The organism is Rhodococcus sp. (in: high G+C Gram-positive bacteria) (assembly GCF_049299235.1).
Classification (GTDB): Bacteria; Actinomycetota; Actinomycetes; order Mycobacteriales; family Mycobacteriaceae; genus Rhodococcus.
The window spans coordinates 1-18,446 of sequence record NZ_JBAQXC010000233.1 but is presented as its reverse complement, the minus strand read 5'-3'; the positions used below and the strand labels follow the sequence as shown (position 1 = coordinate 18,446).

Annotated in this window: 19 protein-coding genes; 1 reads left to right on the top strand and 18 read right to left on the bottom strand. The window is 66.3% G+C overall.

The window, feature by feature from the left end; genetic code table 11:
* Positions 1-57 precede the first annotated feature (57 nt).
* The 14 genes from WAX14_RS13860 to ftsH form a co-directional block, all read right to left on the bottom strand.
* A complete protein-coding gene (locus tag WAX14_RS13860) occupies positions 58-420 on the bottom strand; it encodes a histone-like nucleoid-structuring protein Lsr2 (RefSeq protein WP_422628633.1) in 363 nt (120 codons plus the stop codon).
* A gap of 106 nt (positions 421-526) precedes the next feature.
* Complete coding sequence (gene lysS / locus WAX14_RS13855) at positions 527-2,035, bottom strand: lysine--tRNA ligase (protein ID WP_422628632.1); 1,509 nt, start codon at positions 2,033-2,035, stop codon at positions 527-529.
* A 148-nt stretch (positions 2,036-2,183) separates the two neighbouring features.
* On the bottom strand, positions 2,184-2,636 hold the full coding sequence (locus WAX14_RS13850) for a rhodanese-like domain-containing protein (protein WP_422628631.1): 453 nt from the start codon (positions 2,634-2,636) through the stop codon (positions 2,184-2,186).
* Between the two features lie 92 nt (positions 2,637-2,728).
* Positions 2,729-3,565: a type III pantothenate kinase gene (locus WAX14_RS13845; RefSeq protein WP_422628636.1), complete on the bottom strand. Its 837-nt coding sequence runs from the start codon at positions 3,563-3,565 to the stop codon at positions 2,729-2,731.
* Between the two features lie 2 nt (positions 3,566-3,567).
* The gene (gene panD / locus WAX14_RS13840) at positions 3,568-4,005 is read right to left on the bottom strand and encodes an aspartate 1-decarboxylase (RefSeq protein WP_422628630.1); all 438 of its coding nucleotides are present in this window, start codon (positions 4,003-4,005) and stop codon (positions 3,568-3,570) included.
* A 38-nt stretch (positions 4,006-4,043) separates the two neighbouring features.
* Positions 4,044-4,985, bottom strand: a complete 942-nt coding sequence (gene panC / locus WAX14_RS13835) for a pantoate--beta-alanine ligase (protein ID WP_422628629.1) — start codon at positions 4,983-4,985, stop codon at positions 4,044-4,046.
* Positions 4,969-5,904, bottom strand: coding sequence for a Rossmann-like and DUF2520 domain-containing protein (locus WAX14_RS13830; RefSeq protein ID WP_422628628.1), 936 nt, complete (start codon positions 5,902-5,904; stop codon positions 4,969-4,971). Before WAX14_RS13830 ends, panC begins: the two co-directional genes overlap by 17 nt.
* Positions 5,905-6,052: 148 nt before the next feature.
* Positions 6,053-6,826: a DUF6779 domain-containing protein gene (locus tag WAX14_RS13825; protein ID WP_422628627.1), complete on the bottom strand. Its 774-nt coding sequence runs from the start codon at positions 6,824-6,826 to the stop codon at positions 6,053-6,055.
* A 55-nt stretch (positions 6,827-6,881) separates the two neighbouring features.
* A complete protein-coding gene (locus WAX14_RS13820) occupies positions 6,882-7,349 on the bottom strand; it encodes a DUF3180 domain-containing protein (RefSeq protein WP_422628626.1) in 468 nt (155 codons plus the stop codon).
* On the bottom strand, positions 7,343-7,894 hold the full coding sequence (folK, locus tag WAX14_RS13815) for a 2-amino-4-hydroxy-6-hydroxymethyldihydropteridine diphosphokinase (protein WP_422628625.1): 552 nt from the start codon (positions 7,892-7,894) through the stop codon (positions 7,343-7,345). Before folK ends, WAX14_RS13820 begins: the two co-directional genes overlap by 7 nt.
* Positions 7,891-8,256 (bottom strand): dihydroneopterin aldolase, encoded by a 366-nt coding sequence (folB, locus tag WAX14_RS13810; protein ID WP_422628624.1) that lies wholly within the window; start codon positions 8,254-8,256, stop codon positions 7,891-7,893. Before folB ends, folK begins: the two co-directional genes overlap by 4 nt.
* The gene (gene folP, locus WAX14_RS13805) at positions 8,253-9,074 is read right to left on the bottom strand and encodes a dihydropteroate synthase (protein WP_422628635.1); all 822 of its coding nucleotides are present in this window, start codon (positions 9,072-9,074) and stop codon (positions 8,253-8,255) included. Before folP ends, folB begins: the two co-directional genes overlap by 4 nt.
* Positions 9,075-9,106: 32 nt before the next feature.
* Positions 9,107-9,772, bottom strand: a complete 666-nt coding sequence (folE, locus tag WAX14_RS13800) for a GTP cyclohydrolase I FolE (protein WP_422628623.1) — start codon at positions 9,770-9,772, stop codon at positions 9,107-9,109.
* A gap of 17 nt (positions 9,773-9,789) precedes the next feature.
* Positions 9,790-12,351 carry an ATP-dependent zinc metalloprotease FtsH gene (gene ftsH / locus WAX14_RS13795; protein ID WP_422628622.1) on the bottom strand — a complete coding sequence of 854 codons (2,562 nt, stop codon included), beginning with the start codon at positions 12,349-12,351 and terminating at the stop codon, positions 9,790-9,792.
* Positions 12,352-12,599: 248 nt separating this feature from the next.
* On the opposite strand from ftsH, the gene WAX14_RS13790 reads away from it, so the two are divergent.
* Complete coding sequence (locus tag WAX14_RS13790) at positions 12,600-14,636, top strand: protein kinase domain-containing protein (RefSeq protein ID WP_422628621.1); 2,037 nt, start codon at positions 12,600-12,602, stop codon at positions 14,634-14,636.
* Between the two features lie 13 nt (positions 14,637-14,649).
* On the opposite strand, the gene hpt is transcribed toward WAX14_RS13790, so the two are convergent.
* The 4 genes from hpt to dacB form a co-directional block, all read right to left on the bottom strand.
* Complete coding sequence (gene hpt, locus WAX14_RS13785; protein ID WP_422628620.1) at positions 14,650-15,204, bottom strand: hypoxanthine phosphoribosyltransferase; 555 nt, start codon at positions 15,202-15,204, stop codon at positions 14,650-14,652.
* Positions 15,205-15,225: 21 nt separating this feature from the next.
* Positions 15,226-16,215: a tRNA lysidine(34) synthetase TilS gene (gene tilS, locus WAX14_RS13780; protein WP_422628634.1), complete on the bottom strand. Its 990-nt coding sequence runs from the start codon at positions 16,213-16,215 to the stop codon at positions 15,226-15,228.
* A 43-nt stretch (positions 16,216-16,258) separates the two neighbouring features.
* Positions 16,259-17,296, bottom strand: a complete 1,038-nt coding sequence (locus WAX14_RS13775; protein ID WP_422628619.1) for a zinc-dependent metalloprotease — start codon at positions 17,294-17,296, stop codon at positions 16,259-16,261.
* The coding region (gene dacB / locus WAX14_RS13770) for a D-alanyl-D-alanine carboxypeptidase/D-alanyl-D-alanine endopeptidase (RefSeq protein ID WP_422628618.1) at positions 17,293-18,446 on the bottom strand (1,154 nt) is incomplete at its 5' end. The genes WAX14_RS13775 and dacB, both read right to left, overlap by 4 nt.

The window sequence follows — 18,446 nt, the reverse complement described above, 5'->3', positions numbered from 1 at the left end:
CCCACACGGGATGTACGTGATGTGGTCGACCGGACAGCTGCCTACCCGGAATTCAACCTAGGCGTGCGCTTCGTTGTACGCCTCGACGACATCCGCCGAGATCCGTCCCCGCGCCGAGACCGCATAGTCGTTCTCGCGGGCCCATTCCCGAATGACGGCACTCGACTCCCGATCCGATGCTCCGTTCCTGACGCTCTTCCGGCCGGCCGGTGCAACCGGAACCGACTTGGCACGCTTGCGCCCACCGACCCGCCGGGCGTGCTCCACCCAGAATCCCAACTGCTCGCGCAGGTTCGCCGCATTGTCGTCGGACAGATCGATCTCGTAGGTGACCCCGTCGATTCCGAATTCCACGGTCTCATCCGCTGCCGATTCCTGATCGACATCGTCGATCAGCGTGACAGTGACCTTCTTTGCCATGTGCCGCAATTCCTCTCGAATGAGATACCAGCCCCCCGGCTATGGGCACAAGAGTACATGCGAATTACACAATGGCAATCCGGATTCCGGCCGTAGGTGCGAGAAATCAGCGTGAAGGCCGAACTATTGGAAACAGGATAGTTTCCCTGATTCCAAGTCCGGTGAGTGCCATGAGCAAACGGTCGATTCCCATGCCGGTACCCGTCGTGGGTGGCATACCTTGCTCCATCGCCGCGAGGAAATCCTCGTCCAACACCATCGCCTCGTCGTCGCCGGCAGCGGCCAGTCGCGCCTGATCGGCGAACCGCTCCCGCTGGATCACCGGGTCCACCAACTCCGAATACCCGGTCGCGAGTTCGAAACCGCGCACATACAGGTCCCACTTCTCGGTCACGCCGTGCCTACTACGGTGATCGCGTGTCAGTGGCGACGTTTCAACCGGGAAATCCCGAACGAACGTGGGCTGGTGCAACTGATCGCCGCACATGTGCTCCCACAATTCCTCCACGAGTTTGCCGTGACCGTATCCCTTATCTTTCGGCACCTCGAGTCCGACCCGTTCGGCGAGCGCCGTCAGTTCATCAACGGTAGTGTCCGGCGTGATCTCCGCACCGATCGCTTCGCACAACGACGGATACATCTCCAGGGTCTTCCATTCACCCCCGAAGTCATACTCGGTACCGTCGGCAAGGGTCACCACATAGGATCCGAACACCGCGAATGCGATCTCCTGGATCATCTCGCGGATCATGCGCGCCGAATCGTCGTAGGTTCCGTAAGCCTCGTACGTTTCGAGCATGGAGAATTCCGGCGAATGCGTCGAATCTGCGCCCTCGTTGCGGAAATTCCGGTTGATCTCGAAGACCTTGTCGATCCCGCCGACAACGCACCGCTTGAGAAACAGTTCCGGTGCGATACGCAGGAACAGATCGATGTCGAGCGCATTCGAATGCGTGACGAACGGTCGCGCAGCCGCACCACCGTGCAGTGTCTGCAACATCGGAGTCTCGACCTCGAGGAAACCACGACGATCGAGCGCAGCACGCAACTCCCGAACCACAGCAACACGCATTCGTGCGTTCTCCCGAGCTTCCGGACGCACGATCAGATCGACATACCGCTGCCGAACTCGCGACTCCTCACTCATCTCCTTGTGCGCGACAGGCATCGGCCGCAACGACTTCGCAGCCATCTGCCAAGTGTCGGCCATCACGCTCAACTCACCGCGCCGGGAGCTGATCACCTCACCGTGCACGAAAACGAAATCACCGAGATCCACATCGGACTTCCACGCCGCGAGCAAATCCTCCCCCACCCCGGCCAAACTCAACATGACCTGCAGCTGTGTGCCGTCACCCTCTTGCAGGGTCGCAAAACACAACTTGCCGGTGTTACGGAAGAACATCACCCGGCCCGCGACACCGACGTGCTCACCGGTGACGGTGTCGGGTTCGAGCTCGGGATACTTCGCGCGGATCTCGGCGAGGGTGTGGGTGCGGGGCACCACGACGGGATAGGGTTCCTTCCCCTGCGCCAGGAGTCGTTCGCGCTTCTCGCGGCGGACCCGGATCTGCTCGGGGGTATCGTCGGGCTGCTGAACGCTGGCATCACTCACGGGTAATCAGACTATCGGAACCCTCGCTTATCCACGCCGCAGCCCTCCCTGCGAACATCGAGCTCAGTGCCACCGGGAGCCGAGCTCCATGCCACCGGGAGCCGAGCTCCATGCCACAAGGAGCCGAGCTCAGTGCCACCGGGAGAGCTCAGTGCGCCGTGACGCGCGCCACATCATCCGCAATGTGCTGCGCACGCGTGAGGGCGTCGACCAGATCGGCCGCCCGGACCGCGGCGTACCCGCCGACGAGCCCGGTCACACGACGCAGTCCGAGTTCCTGCAGGACCTCCACGGATCGGTGCGCGGCAGAACCGTCCTCCGAAACGACAATCCATTCGACGTCGAGGTCGACGGCAAGTGCCAGCCGCCCGGCCCCGGCCGGATCCAGCCGTTGTGTCAACAACGCAGAATCGATTGCGAGCGCTCCGGGAAGTATGCCCTGCACGGTGCGCTCCGCACTCGTGCGGATGTCGACGACGACGGCGCCGCGCGCGACAGCGTTGGCGAGTTCAGTGGGATAGGTCCGCTCGGTAGTCAGCGGCAACAGGCCGACAGAAACTCGAGTGGTAGAAGAAGCAGAAACAGCAAGCGCAGCACGCATGAAAAAACTCCAGGAATGTGTTGTCGGTCGAGGCGGGCGTCAGCCTCGACAACACTCCTGGGCGCTCATGCAGCGGATCACGGCGACCATTGTTACACAGATGCGTGATCAGGGGAACCGGGCGGACCGTGACGTGCGGATCGCCGAGCCTGATTCCGCTCGAACACCAGACGCAACCCCTCGAGCGTCAGATCGGGTTCGTGATGCTCGAGAGTCGTCGCCTCCGACATGATCAGCGGCGCACTGTCGCCCGTCCCGATCACTGCGACGTCGTCCCGGTCGAACCCGGAAACCTCGGCGCGCACGCGGCGCACCAGGCCGTCGACCATCCCTGCAAACCCGAAAACCGCACCGGCCTGCATACATTCGACGGTGTTCTTGCCGACCACACCACGCGGTCGCGTGAGTTCGACCTTGCGCAGCGCCGCAGATTGCGATGCGAGTGCGTCCATCGCGATCTCGACGCCGGGTGCAATCGCGCCGCCGAGAAACTCGCCCTTGCCGGAGACCACATCCACACAGGTGGATGTGCCGAAGTCGACAACGATGCACGGCCCACCGTAGAAGTGGTGCGCGGCAAGACTGTTGACGATCCGATCGGCGCCGACTTCCTTCGGATTGTCCACGAGTAGCGGCACACCGGTGCGTACACCCGGCTCGACGACCACGTGTGGCACGTCCGCCCAATACTTCCCGAGCATGCCGCGCAGTTCACGGAGCACCGACGGTACGGTCGACAACGCGGACACCGCGGTGATCCGGTCGACGTCCGCGCCCAGCAGGCCGCGGAAAAGCAGCGCGAGTTCGTCGCCGGTCATGCCGGCATCGGTACGGACACGCCAATCCTGCTGCAGCTTCGCGTGCGAGCCACTACCGGTGAACAGGCCGAGAACGATATTGGTGTTCCGGACGTCGACGGCGAGCAGCACCACTACACCAGTGAACCGGCGTCGAGGGTGGCGAGCATGCGCGGGGTGATCAGACCCGAACCCTCGGGCGCGTGCGCCGGGTCGTTACCCAACTCCACCTGGCGGTTGTCGGCGTCGACGAACACCACGCGCGGAGCGTAATCCTTGCACTCCTGCTCGTTCATCACGCCGTACGCGATGAGAATGACCAGGTCGCCAGGACTCACCAAACGCGCTGCGGCACCGTTGATTCCGATGATTCCGGATCCTCGCTCACCGGCGATGACGTACGTCTCGAGACGGTTACCGTTGTCGATGTCGACGATGCACACCTGCTCACCTTCGAGGAGATCGGCGGCGTCCATCAGATCCTGGTCGACGGTCACCGAACCCACATAGTGCAGGTCTGCGTGGGTGACCGTGGCGCGGTGGATCTTCGACTTCATCATGGTGCGGAACATGCTCTGTCCTCAGCTCTTGTCGTTCTGGTTCTGCTCGTTCAGCGGTTCAGGAGATCGTCGGCGGCCGGATCGACGGGACCGGTCGCCCGCTCCAGGAAGCCGGTGCCGATCGCAACGCCGACGTTGTCGATGAGCCGGGTGGTCCCGACCCGCGCGGCCACCAGCAGTCGGCCGTCACCCCGCTCGGGCGGCTGCCCGAGATCCGCGCCGCGCACCTCCAGGTAGTCGAGTTCGATGTCCGGCGCGGATGCGAGCACCGCACGAGCAGCATCGAGGATCGCCGTGGCACCACCGGCAGCGGCGTGGGCCCCTGCCACGAGTGCTGCGGACAGCACCGTCGCGGTCGCACGCTGCGTCTCGTCGAGGTAGCGATTGCGCGACGACAGCGCAAGCCCGTCCTGCTCCCGGACGGTCGGCACTCCGACGATGCGGACATCGAAGTTCAGATCGGCGACCATCTGCCGGATCAACGCGAGCTGCTGGTAATCCTTCTCGCCGAAGTACGCGGTGTTCGGCGCGACGATCTGCAGGATCTTCGCAACGACGGTGAGCATGCCCGCGAAGTGCGTCGGCCGACTGCCGCCCTCGAGGTCCGCGCCGAGCGGACCCGGGTGGATCACCGTGCGGCGACCGTCCGGGTACATCGCCGACACGGTCGGCACGAACGCCAACTCGACCCCGGCGTCGCGCAACAGCGCAAGATCCGCGTCGAGGGTACGCGGGTAGGCGTCGAGGTCCTCGTTCTCCCCGAACTGGAGTGGATTGACGAAGATCGACACGACCACGACGGCGCCGGTCAGTTTCGCCTGCCGCACCAGTTCCAGGTGACCCGAGTGCAGCGCACCCATCGTCGGCACCAGCGCGACCGTCCGTCCGACACCGCGCAGCGCCCTGGTCACCTTCGTCAGGGCCGCGGGCTCATGGTGCACGGTCAGTTCGCCGCGCACATATCCCCGTCCCGTTTCATTCACCGTGATCATTCCCTTCGAGAAGCTCGATCAGCTCCTGTTTCGAACCCGCGCGCTGCGCCGACCGCAACGACAATGCCCGGTAGCCCGCGGCGATCTGCGGGTCGACCTCGTCGAGCACCCGCAGGTGCGTGGCGACCGCGGCGATATCACCACGCGCGACCGGACCGGTCAACGCCGCCGGGCCGCGACGCAGCGCATTGTCGAGTGCGGCGACGAGCAGCGGCTGCAACACCCGTTCGGCGACCCCGCCGGGATCGTCGCCGACGAGTTGCTGTCCCAGTAGTTCCTGGCCTTCGAGCGCCACGCGAAGTGCAGCGACAGCGTCGACGACGAGGGTGACGAGATGGTTGCTGCCGTGAGCGAGTGCGGCATGGTAGAGCGGGCGCAGGTCCTCGCGGACCCGAACGGGTTCGCCGCCGATCTCGAGGACGAGGGACTGCGCGATCGCGTAGCCGATGTCGTCGGCGGCGGTGATCCCGAAGCACGCGGACGACAAACGGGCGGTGTCCTCGTCGTGGCCGGTGAATGTCATGGCCGGGTGGATCGCGAGGGGCACCGCCCCCTGTTCGGTCAACGGAGCCAGTACCGCGATGCCGTTGGCTCCCGAGGTGTGTGCGACGAGGGTGCCGCGCTGCACCGCGCCGGTCGCGGCGAGGCCCGCGACGAGGTCGGCCAGTTCGGAATCGGGCACAGCGATGAGCAGCAGATTGCAGCGGCCCGCGACGACATCGACGGGCAGGATCTCCGATTCGGGCAGGCGAGTGCGCGCCCGTCGGGTGGAGGCATCGGACACCGCGGAGCAGGCGACGACAACATGACCGACCTTCTCGAATGCCGCACCGATGGCGGTGCCCACCCGGCCTGCCGACACGACACCGACGGTGAGACGTGCGGGGGCAGGCGCGTTTGTGATCCCGAAGGAAGTCACGGGAGTCCTCTCGTTCGTTCCAGTCCCGCTCGGCGGGTACCAGACGTTCTGCCCGAGAATAGCGCGGCGCGCTCCGGGGCGGCCACGGGAGGCGGACGTGATCTACACCTCACCACACGGTGGGACTACTCGCGGACGGGGCGCTCGGTCAGGGCTTCACCGACAACGATGCGAGGATGTCGGCGACGCTGCGACCGTGCGGTTCGTCCTCCTCGCCGGCTTCTTCTGCGCGCAGCCGACGCGCGCGGCGTCCGCTCACCGGCCCGTTCGACAGATCAATTTCGATGGTCGAGTCGTCGGGATCGGCGGGTACGGATCGGCCCGGTCCCGGCCTACCGGCCGCATTCGGAGCCACGACAGTCGTTTCCGCGGTGAGAGGTTCGTCGTCCGGGGAGGCGAACGCGGGCCCCGCAGGCCTGGGGGCGCTGACATTCGGCGAACTCACGCGCGTCCCGATCTCGCGAACCGGTTTCGCGACGGACTTCAACGCGGTCCGGTCTTCCTGCACTGGCCCGTCCAACAGTATTTCGAGGTTCCGACGTAGCGCAGCGAGATCCGCTCGGAGCTGCGCCATTTCTCCTGCCTCGACCTCGAGCTGGGAACGAACCTTCTGCTCGACGGTCAGTTCGTATTCGCGTCGCGCCGAAATCTCCCGTTCGAGCTGCAACTCGTAGACCGTCTTGAGGTCGTCGATCTTCGCCTTCTCCAGGGCCGATTCACGACGGTACTTCGTCATGGCGATCGCGCCGATCGTCGCGGCCCACAAGGCGACGACAATGCCGATGCGCAACAGTTGGACGCTCTGGCTGAACACCAGGACCAGTGACGCGGCCATCGCGAGGGCGAGAAGCGCCGCAACGATCATCGAACCTGCGCTACGCCACTGCCGACGTTCGTTCCTGTCCCGGCCCGAGGTCCCCATGCGGACCAGGGTACTTGTCCGGACCGTGATCCCCGAGGATCGCTGTTGCGCGATCTCAGGGCGCGGGTTCGCCCGGATCCTCCGGTGTCTTGCAGCAGTGTTCGAGACACAGCGCCGATGCGACGAGAACGATTCCGCCGACCGCGCCGATCACCACGCCGACCGTGTCCTCCGAAGCCGCCTGCACGTACGACCGCTGCGGCAACAGGAACAGCAGGAAACCCGTCCAGACGCCGACAACCGCGGCACCGACCAGCGCCGATGCCTTCGCGAGCGCAACCGCGCGGGCAGCGGTGATCGGGTGAAGTTGACGCGGCCCGTCACCGACCTCCCGCTTCCCGACGCGCGAACGGATCATGAAGGCGAGCACCGCCTCCAGCATCGCGACCGGGTACAGCGACGCACCCGCGTAGACGGGGATCGGTGGCAGCGATCCGTATGTGGTGCGGACAAGCAGCCACGACACGACGGCGGCGAGCACCGCCAGACCCAGCAGATCACGGACCCGCGTCGTTTTCAGCACGAGTTCTCGCCCCGCCGTCTCGGGTTGCGCTGCCCGGGCTGATCGTCCACGAGCAGGACATTCGTCCGGTGAACCCCGTCGCGTTCGGAGTCGTCGAGATCGGCGAGCCAGCCGGCCAGCGACCGGCGTTCGCCGTCGACCGTGAGCGTGCCGTCCGGTTCGACATCGAGCCACGGCACCAGCACGAATGCACGCTGATGCGCCCGCGGATGTGGCAGTGTCAGTTCCGGGTCGTCGCTGACGATCCGCTCGCACGTCACCACGTCCACATCGAGGCTGCGCGGTCCCCAACGCTCCACCCGCACCCGGTCGGCGGCGGCCTCGAGTTGCTGCCCGAACCGCAGCCAGCCTCGGCTGTCGAGTTCCGGATCGTCGGCGACGACGACGGCGTTGAGGAAGTCCTGCTGGTCGACACCGCCCCACGGTGCGGTCGCGTAGACCGGTGACACGGCGACGATCCGATCGCCCAATGCCGCGGTGACCGAACGCAGGTGCGCGAGCCGATCCCCCAAGTTCGACCCGATGGACAGCACCACGCGGCTCATCGCGGCCGAGCCCGGTCGACGACGACTGCGACATCGCCGAAGGTCAGCGGAATCGGCGCGGACGGCTTGTGCACGGTGACCGCGACCCGCTCCACCCGCAGGTCGGTGAGCACGTCGTCGGCGATCTCGCCCGCGACGGTCTCGATCAGATCCCGGGCGGGACCTGCGACGATCGAGGCGGCTCGCTCGGCGAGAATCCCGTAGTGAAGTGTGTCGCCGAGCGCATCGCTCGCCGCCGCGGGCGCCAGATCCATCCAGACGACGATGTCGATCAGGAAGTCCTGACCATCGCGCTTCTCGTGTTCGAACACTCCGTGGTTGCCGCGCACCCGCAATCCGCGCAGCTCGATCCGATCGCTCATCCGAGTTCCCCCGCCGCACTGCCACGCCGCCATGCCCCCGCGACCGCGAGCGCATCGAGCGATGCCCGCACGTCGTGCACGCGCACACCCCACGCGCCGTGGGTGACGGCGAGCGCCGACACCACTGCGGTGGCTACCTCACGTCCCACCGGCGGACGCGGGTTACCTTCCGGGTCGGCGAGCAGCGAACCGAGGAAACGCTTACGGGACGCGCCGACGAGCACCGGAAATCCGAGCTCTGTCAACTCGGGCAACCGCTGCAGCAGCTCCCAGTTGTGGTCCGGTCGTTTCACGAATCCGAGGCCGGGGTCGAGGATCAGATCTTTCGGGTCCACTCCTGCGGCAACGGCAACATCGACCTGGGTGAGCAGTTCCTCGCGCACCTCGCGCACAACGTCGTCGTAGTGCGTAGATCCGCCTGCGTGAACAAATCCGTCCGTCGGTCGCCAATGCATCAGGATCCAGGGCACACCGGCGGATGCGACGACCCCGGCCATTGCGGCGTCGGCGCGACCACCCGACACATCGTTGACGAGGGTCACGCCCGCCGTGATCGCAGCGTCCGCGACCGACGCCCGCATCGTGTCGACACTGGTCGCGACACCTTCCGCGGCGAGCGCTTCGATCACAGGCACGACCCGGTCCGCTTCGACGTCGGCGTCGACGCGCTGCGCACCCGGCCGGGTGGATTCGCCGCCGACGTCGACGATGTCGACGCCGAGGCCCCGCAGTTCGAGTCCACGTGCGATCGCCGCATCACGATCCAGGTAGCGGCCGCCGTCGGAGAACGAATCGCTGGTCACATTGAGAACGCCCATCACGACCGGACGTCGGAAGTTCCGCAGCACGCTCACCTGCGCAGAATCAGACCCAGGGCCTCGGCGCGGGACGCCGAGCTGGTCTGGAACAACCCGCGCACCGCCGACGTGGTGGTGCTCGCACCCGGCTTGCGGATGCCGCGCATGGCCATGCACAGGTGTTCGGCCTCGACGACGACGATCGCCCCCCGCGGATCGAGTTTGCGGACCAGTGCGTCGGCGATCTGGCTGGTGAGTCGTTCCTGCACTTGCGGTCGCTTGGCGTAGAGGTCGACGAGCCGCGCCAGCTTCGACAGTCCGGTGACCCGTCCGGTCGGGCCGGGGATGTACCCGACGTGCGCGACACCGTGGAACGACACCAGATGGTGTTCGCACGTCGAGTACAGCGGGATGTCGCGGACGAGGACGAGTTCCTGGTGTCCTTCGTCGAATGTCGTGTTCAGCACGTCATCCGGGTCGGTGTACAGCCCTGCGAACACCTCTCGGTATGCGCGCGCGACGCGGCCGGGGGTGTCGTGCAGACCTTCCCGATCGGGGTCCTCACCGACCGCGATGAGCAACTCCCGGACTGCTGCCTCGGCGCGGGCCTGATCGAAGACCCGACCGGTCACCAGACTCGGCATCTCCCCCTCGTCCGCCGCGCTCGCGGAACTCGTTGGGGCATTCAGATGATTCACCGACACCCGACCGTCCTCCACTCTCGTTGAAATCGGCTTCAGCGCGGGCCGGTCGGCCCCTCCCAGGGCTGCGTGGTCGGCGGCTCCGGTGTTTGCTGTTCCTCGTCCTGCCGATCACCGGTATCGGCGGGACGGGCCGGCTGAGTCCATTGAGGGTAGCCGGGGCACGCGCCGCGGGACTGCTCGGACTCCGGTGGCCAACCGGGCGCCGACCATCCGGCGGGAGCACCGTAATCGGGCCGGGTCGCGTGACGCGGCCCGCCGGTGTACTGGCCGGGCTGAGGGAAGCCGGGCATGGGCTCGGACGCAGGGGCAACCGGTTGGGTGGCGGGATAGCCATTGACCGGGCGCTGCGGCGGAGTCGCATATCCACCCTGCGGCGGAGTCGCATATCCGCTCTGCGGCGGAGTCGCATATTCGCCCTGCGGCGGAGTCGCATATCCGCCGCTGCCGTTCTCCTGCGGGTATTGAGGTTGAGGTGTGGCCTGCTGGGGTGTGGCCTGCTGGGGTGTGGCCTGCTGGGGCGGTTCCGGCTGCGAAACCGTCTGATGGGTCGGCTGGGGCATCACGGGTTGGGGTACAACCTGCTGCGGAGGCAGTGGCTGCTGCTGCGGAGGCAGTGGCTGCTGCTGCGGCTTGGTCAAGGGCACCGCGGGCTGCGGAGGCCACGGTTCGCCACGCTCTACGGCAAGCTCGCCGGGGGTCTTGATCGGCGGGCGATCCGACGGGATGCGCTCACCGAAATCGTTGAAAGTGGTGATGCGGGCACGCTTGTCCACCGACACCAGGATGCGTTCAAGATCCTTGCGGGTGAGAGTTTCGTGCTCGAGCAGTTCTCCGGCGAGCAGATCCAGCGCGTCGCGGTGCTCGTTGAGAATCGACCATGCTTCGGTATGGGCCGCCTCGATGAGGTTGCGAACCTCCTCGTCGATCTCTCTGGCCACCTCGTGCGAGTATTCCGATGCCTGTCCCATCGACCGGCCGAGGAACGGGTCGCCCTGCTCCTGCCCGTAGCGGACCGCACCGAGTTTGGCGCTCATGCCGTATTCGGTGACCATCGCACGGGCAATCTTGGTGGCCTGGTCGATGTCGGACGACGCACCGGTGGTCGGCTCATGGAACACCAGTTCTTCGGCGGCGCGACCACCCATCGCCATGACGAGGCGCGCGATCATCTCGGATCGGGTCATCAAACCCTTGTCGTCTTCGGGAACGGTCATGGCGTGACCGCCGGTGCGCCCGCGGGCGAGGATCGTCACCTTGTACACGGGTTCGATGTCCGGCATCGCCCACGCGGCGAGGGTGTGCCCGCCCTCGTGGTATGCGGTGATCTTCTTTTCGTGTTCGCTGATGATGCGACTCTTGCGACGCGGACCACCGATGACCCGGTCGACGGATTCCTCGAGAATCGCTTCCGTGATCACCGTGCCGTTCTCGCGGGCGGTGAGCAGCGCGGCCTCGTTGACGACGTTCGCCAAGTCGGCTCCGGACATTCCGACCGTGCGCTTCGCCAGCCCTTCGAGGTCGGCGCGCTGGTCGATCGGCTTGCCCTTGGAATGCACCTGGAGGATCGCGCGCCGACCAGCGAGATCCGGGTTCGACACCGGGATCTGACGGTCGAATCGGCCGGGACGCAGCAACGCGGGGTCGAGAATGTCGGGCCGGTTGGTCGCGGCGATGAGGATGATGCCCTGCCTGTCGCCGAACCCGTCCATCTCGACAAGCAACTGGTTGAGGGTCTGTTCACGCTCGTCGTGACCGCCGCCGAGCCCTGCGCCACGCTGACGGCCGACCGCGTCGATCTCGTCGACGAAGATGATGCACGGACTGTTCTGCTTGGCCTGCTCGAACAAGTCGCGCACCCGGGACGCACCGACACCGACGAACATCTCGACGAAATCGGAGCCGGAGATCGTGAAGAACGGAACACCGGCCTCACCCGCGACCGCGCGCGCAAGCAGTGTCTTTCCGGTTCCGGGTGGGCCGTACAGCAGGACGCCCTTCGGGATCTTCGCTCCGAGCGCCTGGTAGCGGGCCGGGTTCTGCAGGAAATCCTTGATCTCGTACAGCTCTTCGACGGCCTCGTTGGCTCCGGCGACGTCCGCGAACGTCGTCTTCGGCATGTCCTTCGACAGTTGCTTGGCTCGCGATTTGCCGAAGCCCATCATGCCGCCGCGGCCACCGCCCTGCATCCGGGTCATCATGAAGAAGAACACCCCGAGCAGAATGATCATCGGAACGATGAACAGCAGAATCGACGTCAGCCAGCTCTCCTGGGTGACAGCGGTGTCGAATTCGCCTGCGCCGGACGCGGCAACCTTGTCGAAAATCTGTTCCGAAGCCGAAACCGGATACTTCGCGAGGATCTGTGTCTGGTTCTCGGTGGAATCGTTCCCGCTGTTCAGCCACAACCGGACCTGCTGTTCGCGGTCGTCGATCTGCGCCTTGGAGACGTTCTTCGCGTCGAGTTGGGCGATGGCCACCGAGGTGTCCACCTTGGTGAACCCACGCGTGTCGTTCCCGAAGTAACTGAAGGCATAGATGACCAACAGAATGCCGGCGACTATCGCCAGATTACGGAACACCGTCTTGCGATTCATACAGGTTCGGCCCGGCCGGCCGGTCCTTTCGATAGTGCGGTCATCATGGTGGTCATCGTGGTGAGCGTGCGTCGACCGTGACAATCCGGCCAACGCAAGGTTACCGCGTGCGCGGATACCGTCGCCGCTGTGTAGTCCACCGTCCGAGAGCTTCAACGCCCGGAACCGGCGCAGCGTTCCAACGTGGCAGCGCGCTCTTCATGCGACTTCTTCTGCGGGCGAGGCCGTCGGCGTGGGTATCATTTCGCATGGCCACGCGGGATCCGCATGCCGTTTCCGGTACCGAACCGACGCAACTGTCGAACTCCGAGACCACGCAGGACTCCGAGACCACGCAGGTCGCGGAGAATGAAACGAGCCGGCTCGGTTCCAACCACGCCACAGACCCCACCCGCGCCACAGACCCCACCCGTGCCGCCGATGCCCTCACCGATCCCATGACTCCCGGTGTCCCGGTCACCGTCGACGAGTTGCGGGCAGGCCGGCGGATCGACGACTTCGATTTGCTCACGAGTCTCGGCCGAGGCGCATTCGGGCAGGTGTTCCTGGCCCGGCAACACTCGATGCAACGTCTGGTCGCAGTGAAGATCTCCCCCGATCGGGGCAGCGAGGCGCAAACCCTCGCGCAACTCGACCACGACTACATCGTCCGGGTCTTCGACCAGCGGATTCTGCCGGATCAGAGCCTGCGGTTGCTGTACATGCAGTATGTGCCCGGCGGGACACTGCTGCACGTACTGCACCGGGCACGGCGCACACCGCCGGAGCAACGTAACGGTTCACTGTTGCTCGAGGCCGTCGACGAATGCCTGACGGAGAAGGGTGAGATCCGGCCTGCGGAATCCGCCGTACGCGGCGAACTCGAATCACTGACGTGGCCGGAGGCCGTGGCCTGGCTGGGACGACGGCTCGCCGAGGCGCTCGCCTACGCAGACCGGCGCGGGGTCCTGCACCGTGACGTCAAACCTGCGAACGTACTTCTCACCGCGGAAGGCGTCCCGAAGCTCGCCGATTTCAACATCAGTTACGCGGAATCCGTCGGCGGCAGCTCTCCCGTCGCCTATCTCGGCGGTTCACTGGCATACATGTCGCCCGAACAACTCGAGGCGTGCCATCCGGGATTGCCCGGGACCGCCACGGATCTCGATACGCGTAGCGACATCTACGCGCTCGGGGTGATGCTGTGGGAACTGCTCACGGGAGTTCGTCCAGGTGATCCGGAGCCGGGTGAAGCCCTCGACACGAACACCCTTCCCGCGCTCGAAACGATGGTGCGACGCAGACGGGGTGGTCTCACCCCGGCGATGACGGGCAAGCTGCCCGCGGATTGCCCGCAAACTCTGCGCCGGGTACTCGCGAAATGTCTCGAGCCCGATCCGACAAACCGTTGGTCGTCGGGGACCGAACTCGCACAGCAATTCGAGCTGTGTCTGGATTCCCGCGCCCGCAACCTCGTCGACCCTCCGCCGAACAGCTGGCGGGTCCGACTACGTGGCCCCGTCGTACCGGTCCTGGTCGCCGCGATCGGGATCCCCAACGCCCTCGCCGCTCTCTACAACTTTCAACACAATTCGTCGTTGATCATCGAGAAATTACCTCCGGACGCACGGCACGACTTCGAAATCGTCTCGCTGATCGCCAACGCGATTCTGTTCCCGCTGGGCGCGTTGATCATCGTGTACCTGGGTCGCCGCCTGATCACGGTGCCGCGCGGACTGCACCGTGGACGTGCCTACGATGCCCTCACCTTGGCTCGCACCCGACACGACGCACTGCTGTTCAGCGACCGGGTCGTGGCAGTGGTGATGAGTCTGTGGATTGCGTCCGGCGTCGCGTTCCCTGTCGCCTTGAGCGTGATCACCGGGGAGATCGACACGCGCGCCGCAACGCATTTCGTCACCTCGATGGTCGTATGCGGTGCGATCGCCGTCGCATACCCGTTCTTCTTCGTGGCCTTCTATACGGTGCGGTCGTTGTATCCGGCGGTTCTTCCTCATGTCTCCGCCGACGCCACCGACGCCCGCGAACTCACGGGATTGCACCGCCGGAGCATCCGCTATCTTGCGGTCGCCGCGGCGGTGCCTCTCGTCGGTGTCGCCGGGGTGACGTTCCTGACCGCATACGAGATTCCGCGGGTACTGTTCGCGGTCCGGGTGCTTTCCGTCGGCAGCATCGCGGCATTCGTGCTGGTGTATTGGATGTTTCGCCTCATGGAACAGGATCTCGCCGCGCTGAGGCGCACCGTCGCGATACGCCCCGGACCGAACGAGCGTCAGCTCGAGTAGACCCCGACGAGCGTCAGCTCGAATACACCTTCGGGTCGAGCGTGCCGATGTACGGAAGGTCCCGGTATCGCTCGTCGAAGTCGAGTCCGTAACCGACGACGAACTCGTCCGGGATGTCGAAACCGACGTCCGCGACGTGCACGTCGATCTTGACGGCTTCGGGCTTGCGCAGCAGCGTCACCACCTCGAGAGAGGCGGGATTGCGCGAGGACAGGTTGCGGATGAGCCACGACAGTGTGAGCCCGGAATCGATGATGTCCTCGACGATGAGCACGTGCCGGCCCGCGATGTCCTTGTCGAGGTCTTTGAGGATGCGCACCACACCCGACGACGATGTCGACGACCCGTACGAGCTGACCGCCATGAACTCCATCTGGGTCGGAATCGGCAGTGCCCGCGCAAAGTCGGTCATGAAGAAGATCGCGCCCTTGAGCACACCGATGAGCAACAGATCGCCCTCGGGCGTACCCACCGGGTAGCGCTCGGCGATGGACTCGGCCAGTTCGGCTGTGCGTTCCTTGATCTGTTCCTCGGAAATCAGTACCGACGCAATGTCGCTGTCGTACACCGGCTTGTTACCGCCCTTCCGTCAGTCGTCCGTATACCGCTTCTGGTCGACGAACTCGGCCTCCAGCCTGCCACGCCGACGCGACACGACCAACCTGATCCCCGGCTTCCGCCCTCGCCCGACCGCCACCGGCCCCTGCCCACGCCAGCGTCCGATCAGATCGTCGACGGCCCGCAACTTCCGGTCCGTCGGCGCCGCTGCGCCCAGTTCGCCGAGCCAGCGCCGCAGCACGCGACGCCGTACCGCGGGGTGAACCGGATCGAGCACTGCCACGTCGAGCCCGGGACCGGTTGCGCTCGCGGCAATCAGCACATCGTCGGCGGCGGTGTCGAGGACCTGCCCGTCCTCACGCAGTTGTGTCGCCGTCCGGGCCAGCGCCGGAGCAACTCCACCGCCGAGTACGTCCTCGAGCAGCGGCAACACTTCGGTGCGCAACCGCACGCGGGTGAACCGCGGGTCGCTGTTGTGTGCGTCGTCGTAGGGTTCGTATCCGAGGTCGCCACATGCCGCATGCGTGACGCTGCGGCGAACACCGAGCAGCGGGCGGCCCCACGGGTCGTCGAAATCGGCCATGCCGCGGATCGAGCGAGGGCCGGATCCCCGGGCCAGGCCGAGCAGCACGGTTTCGGCCTGATCGTCGAGAGTATGCCCGAGCAGCACCGGAAGACCGTCACGGGCATCGTCGAGCGCCCGGTAGCGCACCGCCCTGGCAGCGGCCTCCAGCCCACCGGGCCCGGTCACCTCCACGGGAACGACCTGTACCGACGCGCAGCCGCGCGACCGGGCGAAATCCGCGGCCCGAGCCGCGACGACCTCGGATCCGGCCTGCAACCGGTGGTCGACGACGACGGCCCGCACCGAATCCGCCTCGGCGACCGCCGCGGCAGTCAGCGCCGCCGAGTCCGCGCCACCGGACAGCGCGACCACGACAGTTCGCACACCGTGACGACCGAGCCAGGCCCGCACGGCCAGACGGAGCTGGTGGATCGCCGAGGTTTCGGGAAGGAGCATCCGGCCCCGAGCATCGCCGGCGGCCGGGTCCCCGGTCACCCGATCAGCCCAGAACCCGTGCGATCCAGGCGTCCGGATCGTCGATTTCGGCGAGCGTGGGCATCTGGTCGGGTCCGGACCACACGGCATTGAACTCGGCCATTCCGACACGATTCACGACCGTGTCGACGAACTTCTTGCCGTGCACATATTGAGCCATCTTCGCGTCCATGCCCAGCAGGGCGCGAATCATCCGGTGCAGTGGGTTGGAGCTGCGACGTCGCCGGTTGTCGAACGAGCGGCGGATGCGGGCCACCGCAGGTACCACACCGGGTCCGACAGCGTCCATGACGTGGTCGGCGTGGCCTTCGAGGAGGGTGCCGAGCGCAAGCATGCGGTCGAGGGCGAGCTGCTGGGTTTCGGATTGGGTGGCACGTAGCAGGCCGAGAACACCACGCTCGGACATCGACTTCTCGTCGGTACCGCGGCGGTCGCGGACGACGGCAATGATCCGGCCCGCCACCTCGGTGACGGACTCGTCGGCGGCGGCGCCCAGTTCGGCGGTGGCGGCGCGCATCGACTCGGCCATCCACGGTGCCTCCGCGAACTGCACGCGATGTGTGACCTCGTGCAGGCACACCCACAGCCGGAAGTCCGCGGTCGGAACCTTCAGCGCTCGTTCGACCGCGACGACATTCGGGGCGACGAGCAGAAGGGTGCGGGAGAACGGATCGTACTGTCCGAGTACCGCCGACGACAGATACGCCAGCATCGCTCCGGCCTGGATACCTGCGGGTTTACCCGTCCAGGAGGCGTTGTCCTGCCCACCACCGGTCAGGTCCGCCATCGACCCCGCCGCGGCCCGCACCCAGCCGGTCCGGTCGACGACACGGGCCGGTGACGGTGCCTCGTGCCCGGCACCGAGACCGGTGAGTTGCCGCACCGGCTCCTCCGCCCGGTCGGCGGCGGCGGCGAGTTCGGTCACGACGGCATCGGCGGTGTAACTGGACATCGACGGGCCCGGCCGCGCCAGCCGTGCGCCGACTCCGGCCGCGAATGTCCAGTCGATCGCGTCGCCGATAGGACGTTCGTGGCCACTCATCGGCACCCGCATCCACGGAGGGTTGCTGCGACCGCGTCGAGGGCGGGTCTGCTCTCGCCGGGCGATCGGCCGTTGGACATCAACGCGAACGACAGGACCCGCCCGTCGATGTCCACGACTGTTCCGACGAGACCGCTCGCCTCCGAGAGAGTTCCGGTCTTCGCACGCACCCAGCCGGCACCGTCACGGTTCGCGGACGCGTAGCGGCCACTCAGCGTTCCGGTGGCGCCTGCGACCGGCAGGTAGTCGAGCATCGGGCGCAGGGTGTCGTCGTCGCCTGCTGCCGCGGCCATCAACGCATCGAGCAATCCGGCCGGGATCCGATTGTCCACGGACAGGCCACTCAGGTCGTGCATGGTCACTCCCCCGACGGCGAATCCGGCGGCCTTCAGGGTGGCGAGCACGGTGTCGATGGCACCGGTGAACGATGCCGGGGATCCTGATGCAACCGCGATTTCTCGTCCGATCGTCTCGGCGAGAACGTTGTCGGAATGATCCATCATCTGACGGAGCCGGTCGCGCAGCATCGCCGACTGCACCGATGCGAGGGGGGCGGCGCCGGGCGACGCGGTCCCGATCGCGACGGTCGACGGGTCGGCTCCGAGCCCCTCGGCGAGGGCGCGGGCCGCGTCGAGTGCGGGGGTCGCACTGCGCGGTGATTCGTCCTCGTGCGGGTTCAGCCGTCCTCCGTCGAGCATCACCGGTTCGATCGGTGCGATGTATCCGCCCGGGATGTCCGACGGTATCCACCCGGCAGCCATCGGATCGCCCATGAACGCGCCGATGTCGACGAGCACCGAGTCGACGTTCGCCCCCGAACGTTGGATCTGCTGCACGAGATCGGCAACGCGCGGCGCACCGGGGTAGAAGCCGTCTTCCCCGACCGGCAGGGCGGTGAGGGTGGGGTCGCCGCCCGCGACGAGCACGATCTCACCGGGCCTGCTGCCCTCGACGACTCGCGTGGTGACCCGGTGGTCGGGTGGCAGCGCCAGCAGCGCGGCCGAGGCCGTGAGGACTTTTGTCGTCGATGCCGGAATCATCGGGCGGTCGGGGTCCTGTGACCACAGCACGGTGCCGGTAGCCGTGTCCGTGACGGATCCGGTGAGGGTTCCGAGTGCGGGATTCGCCACCGCGGACGCCAGGACCGCGC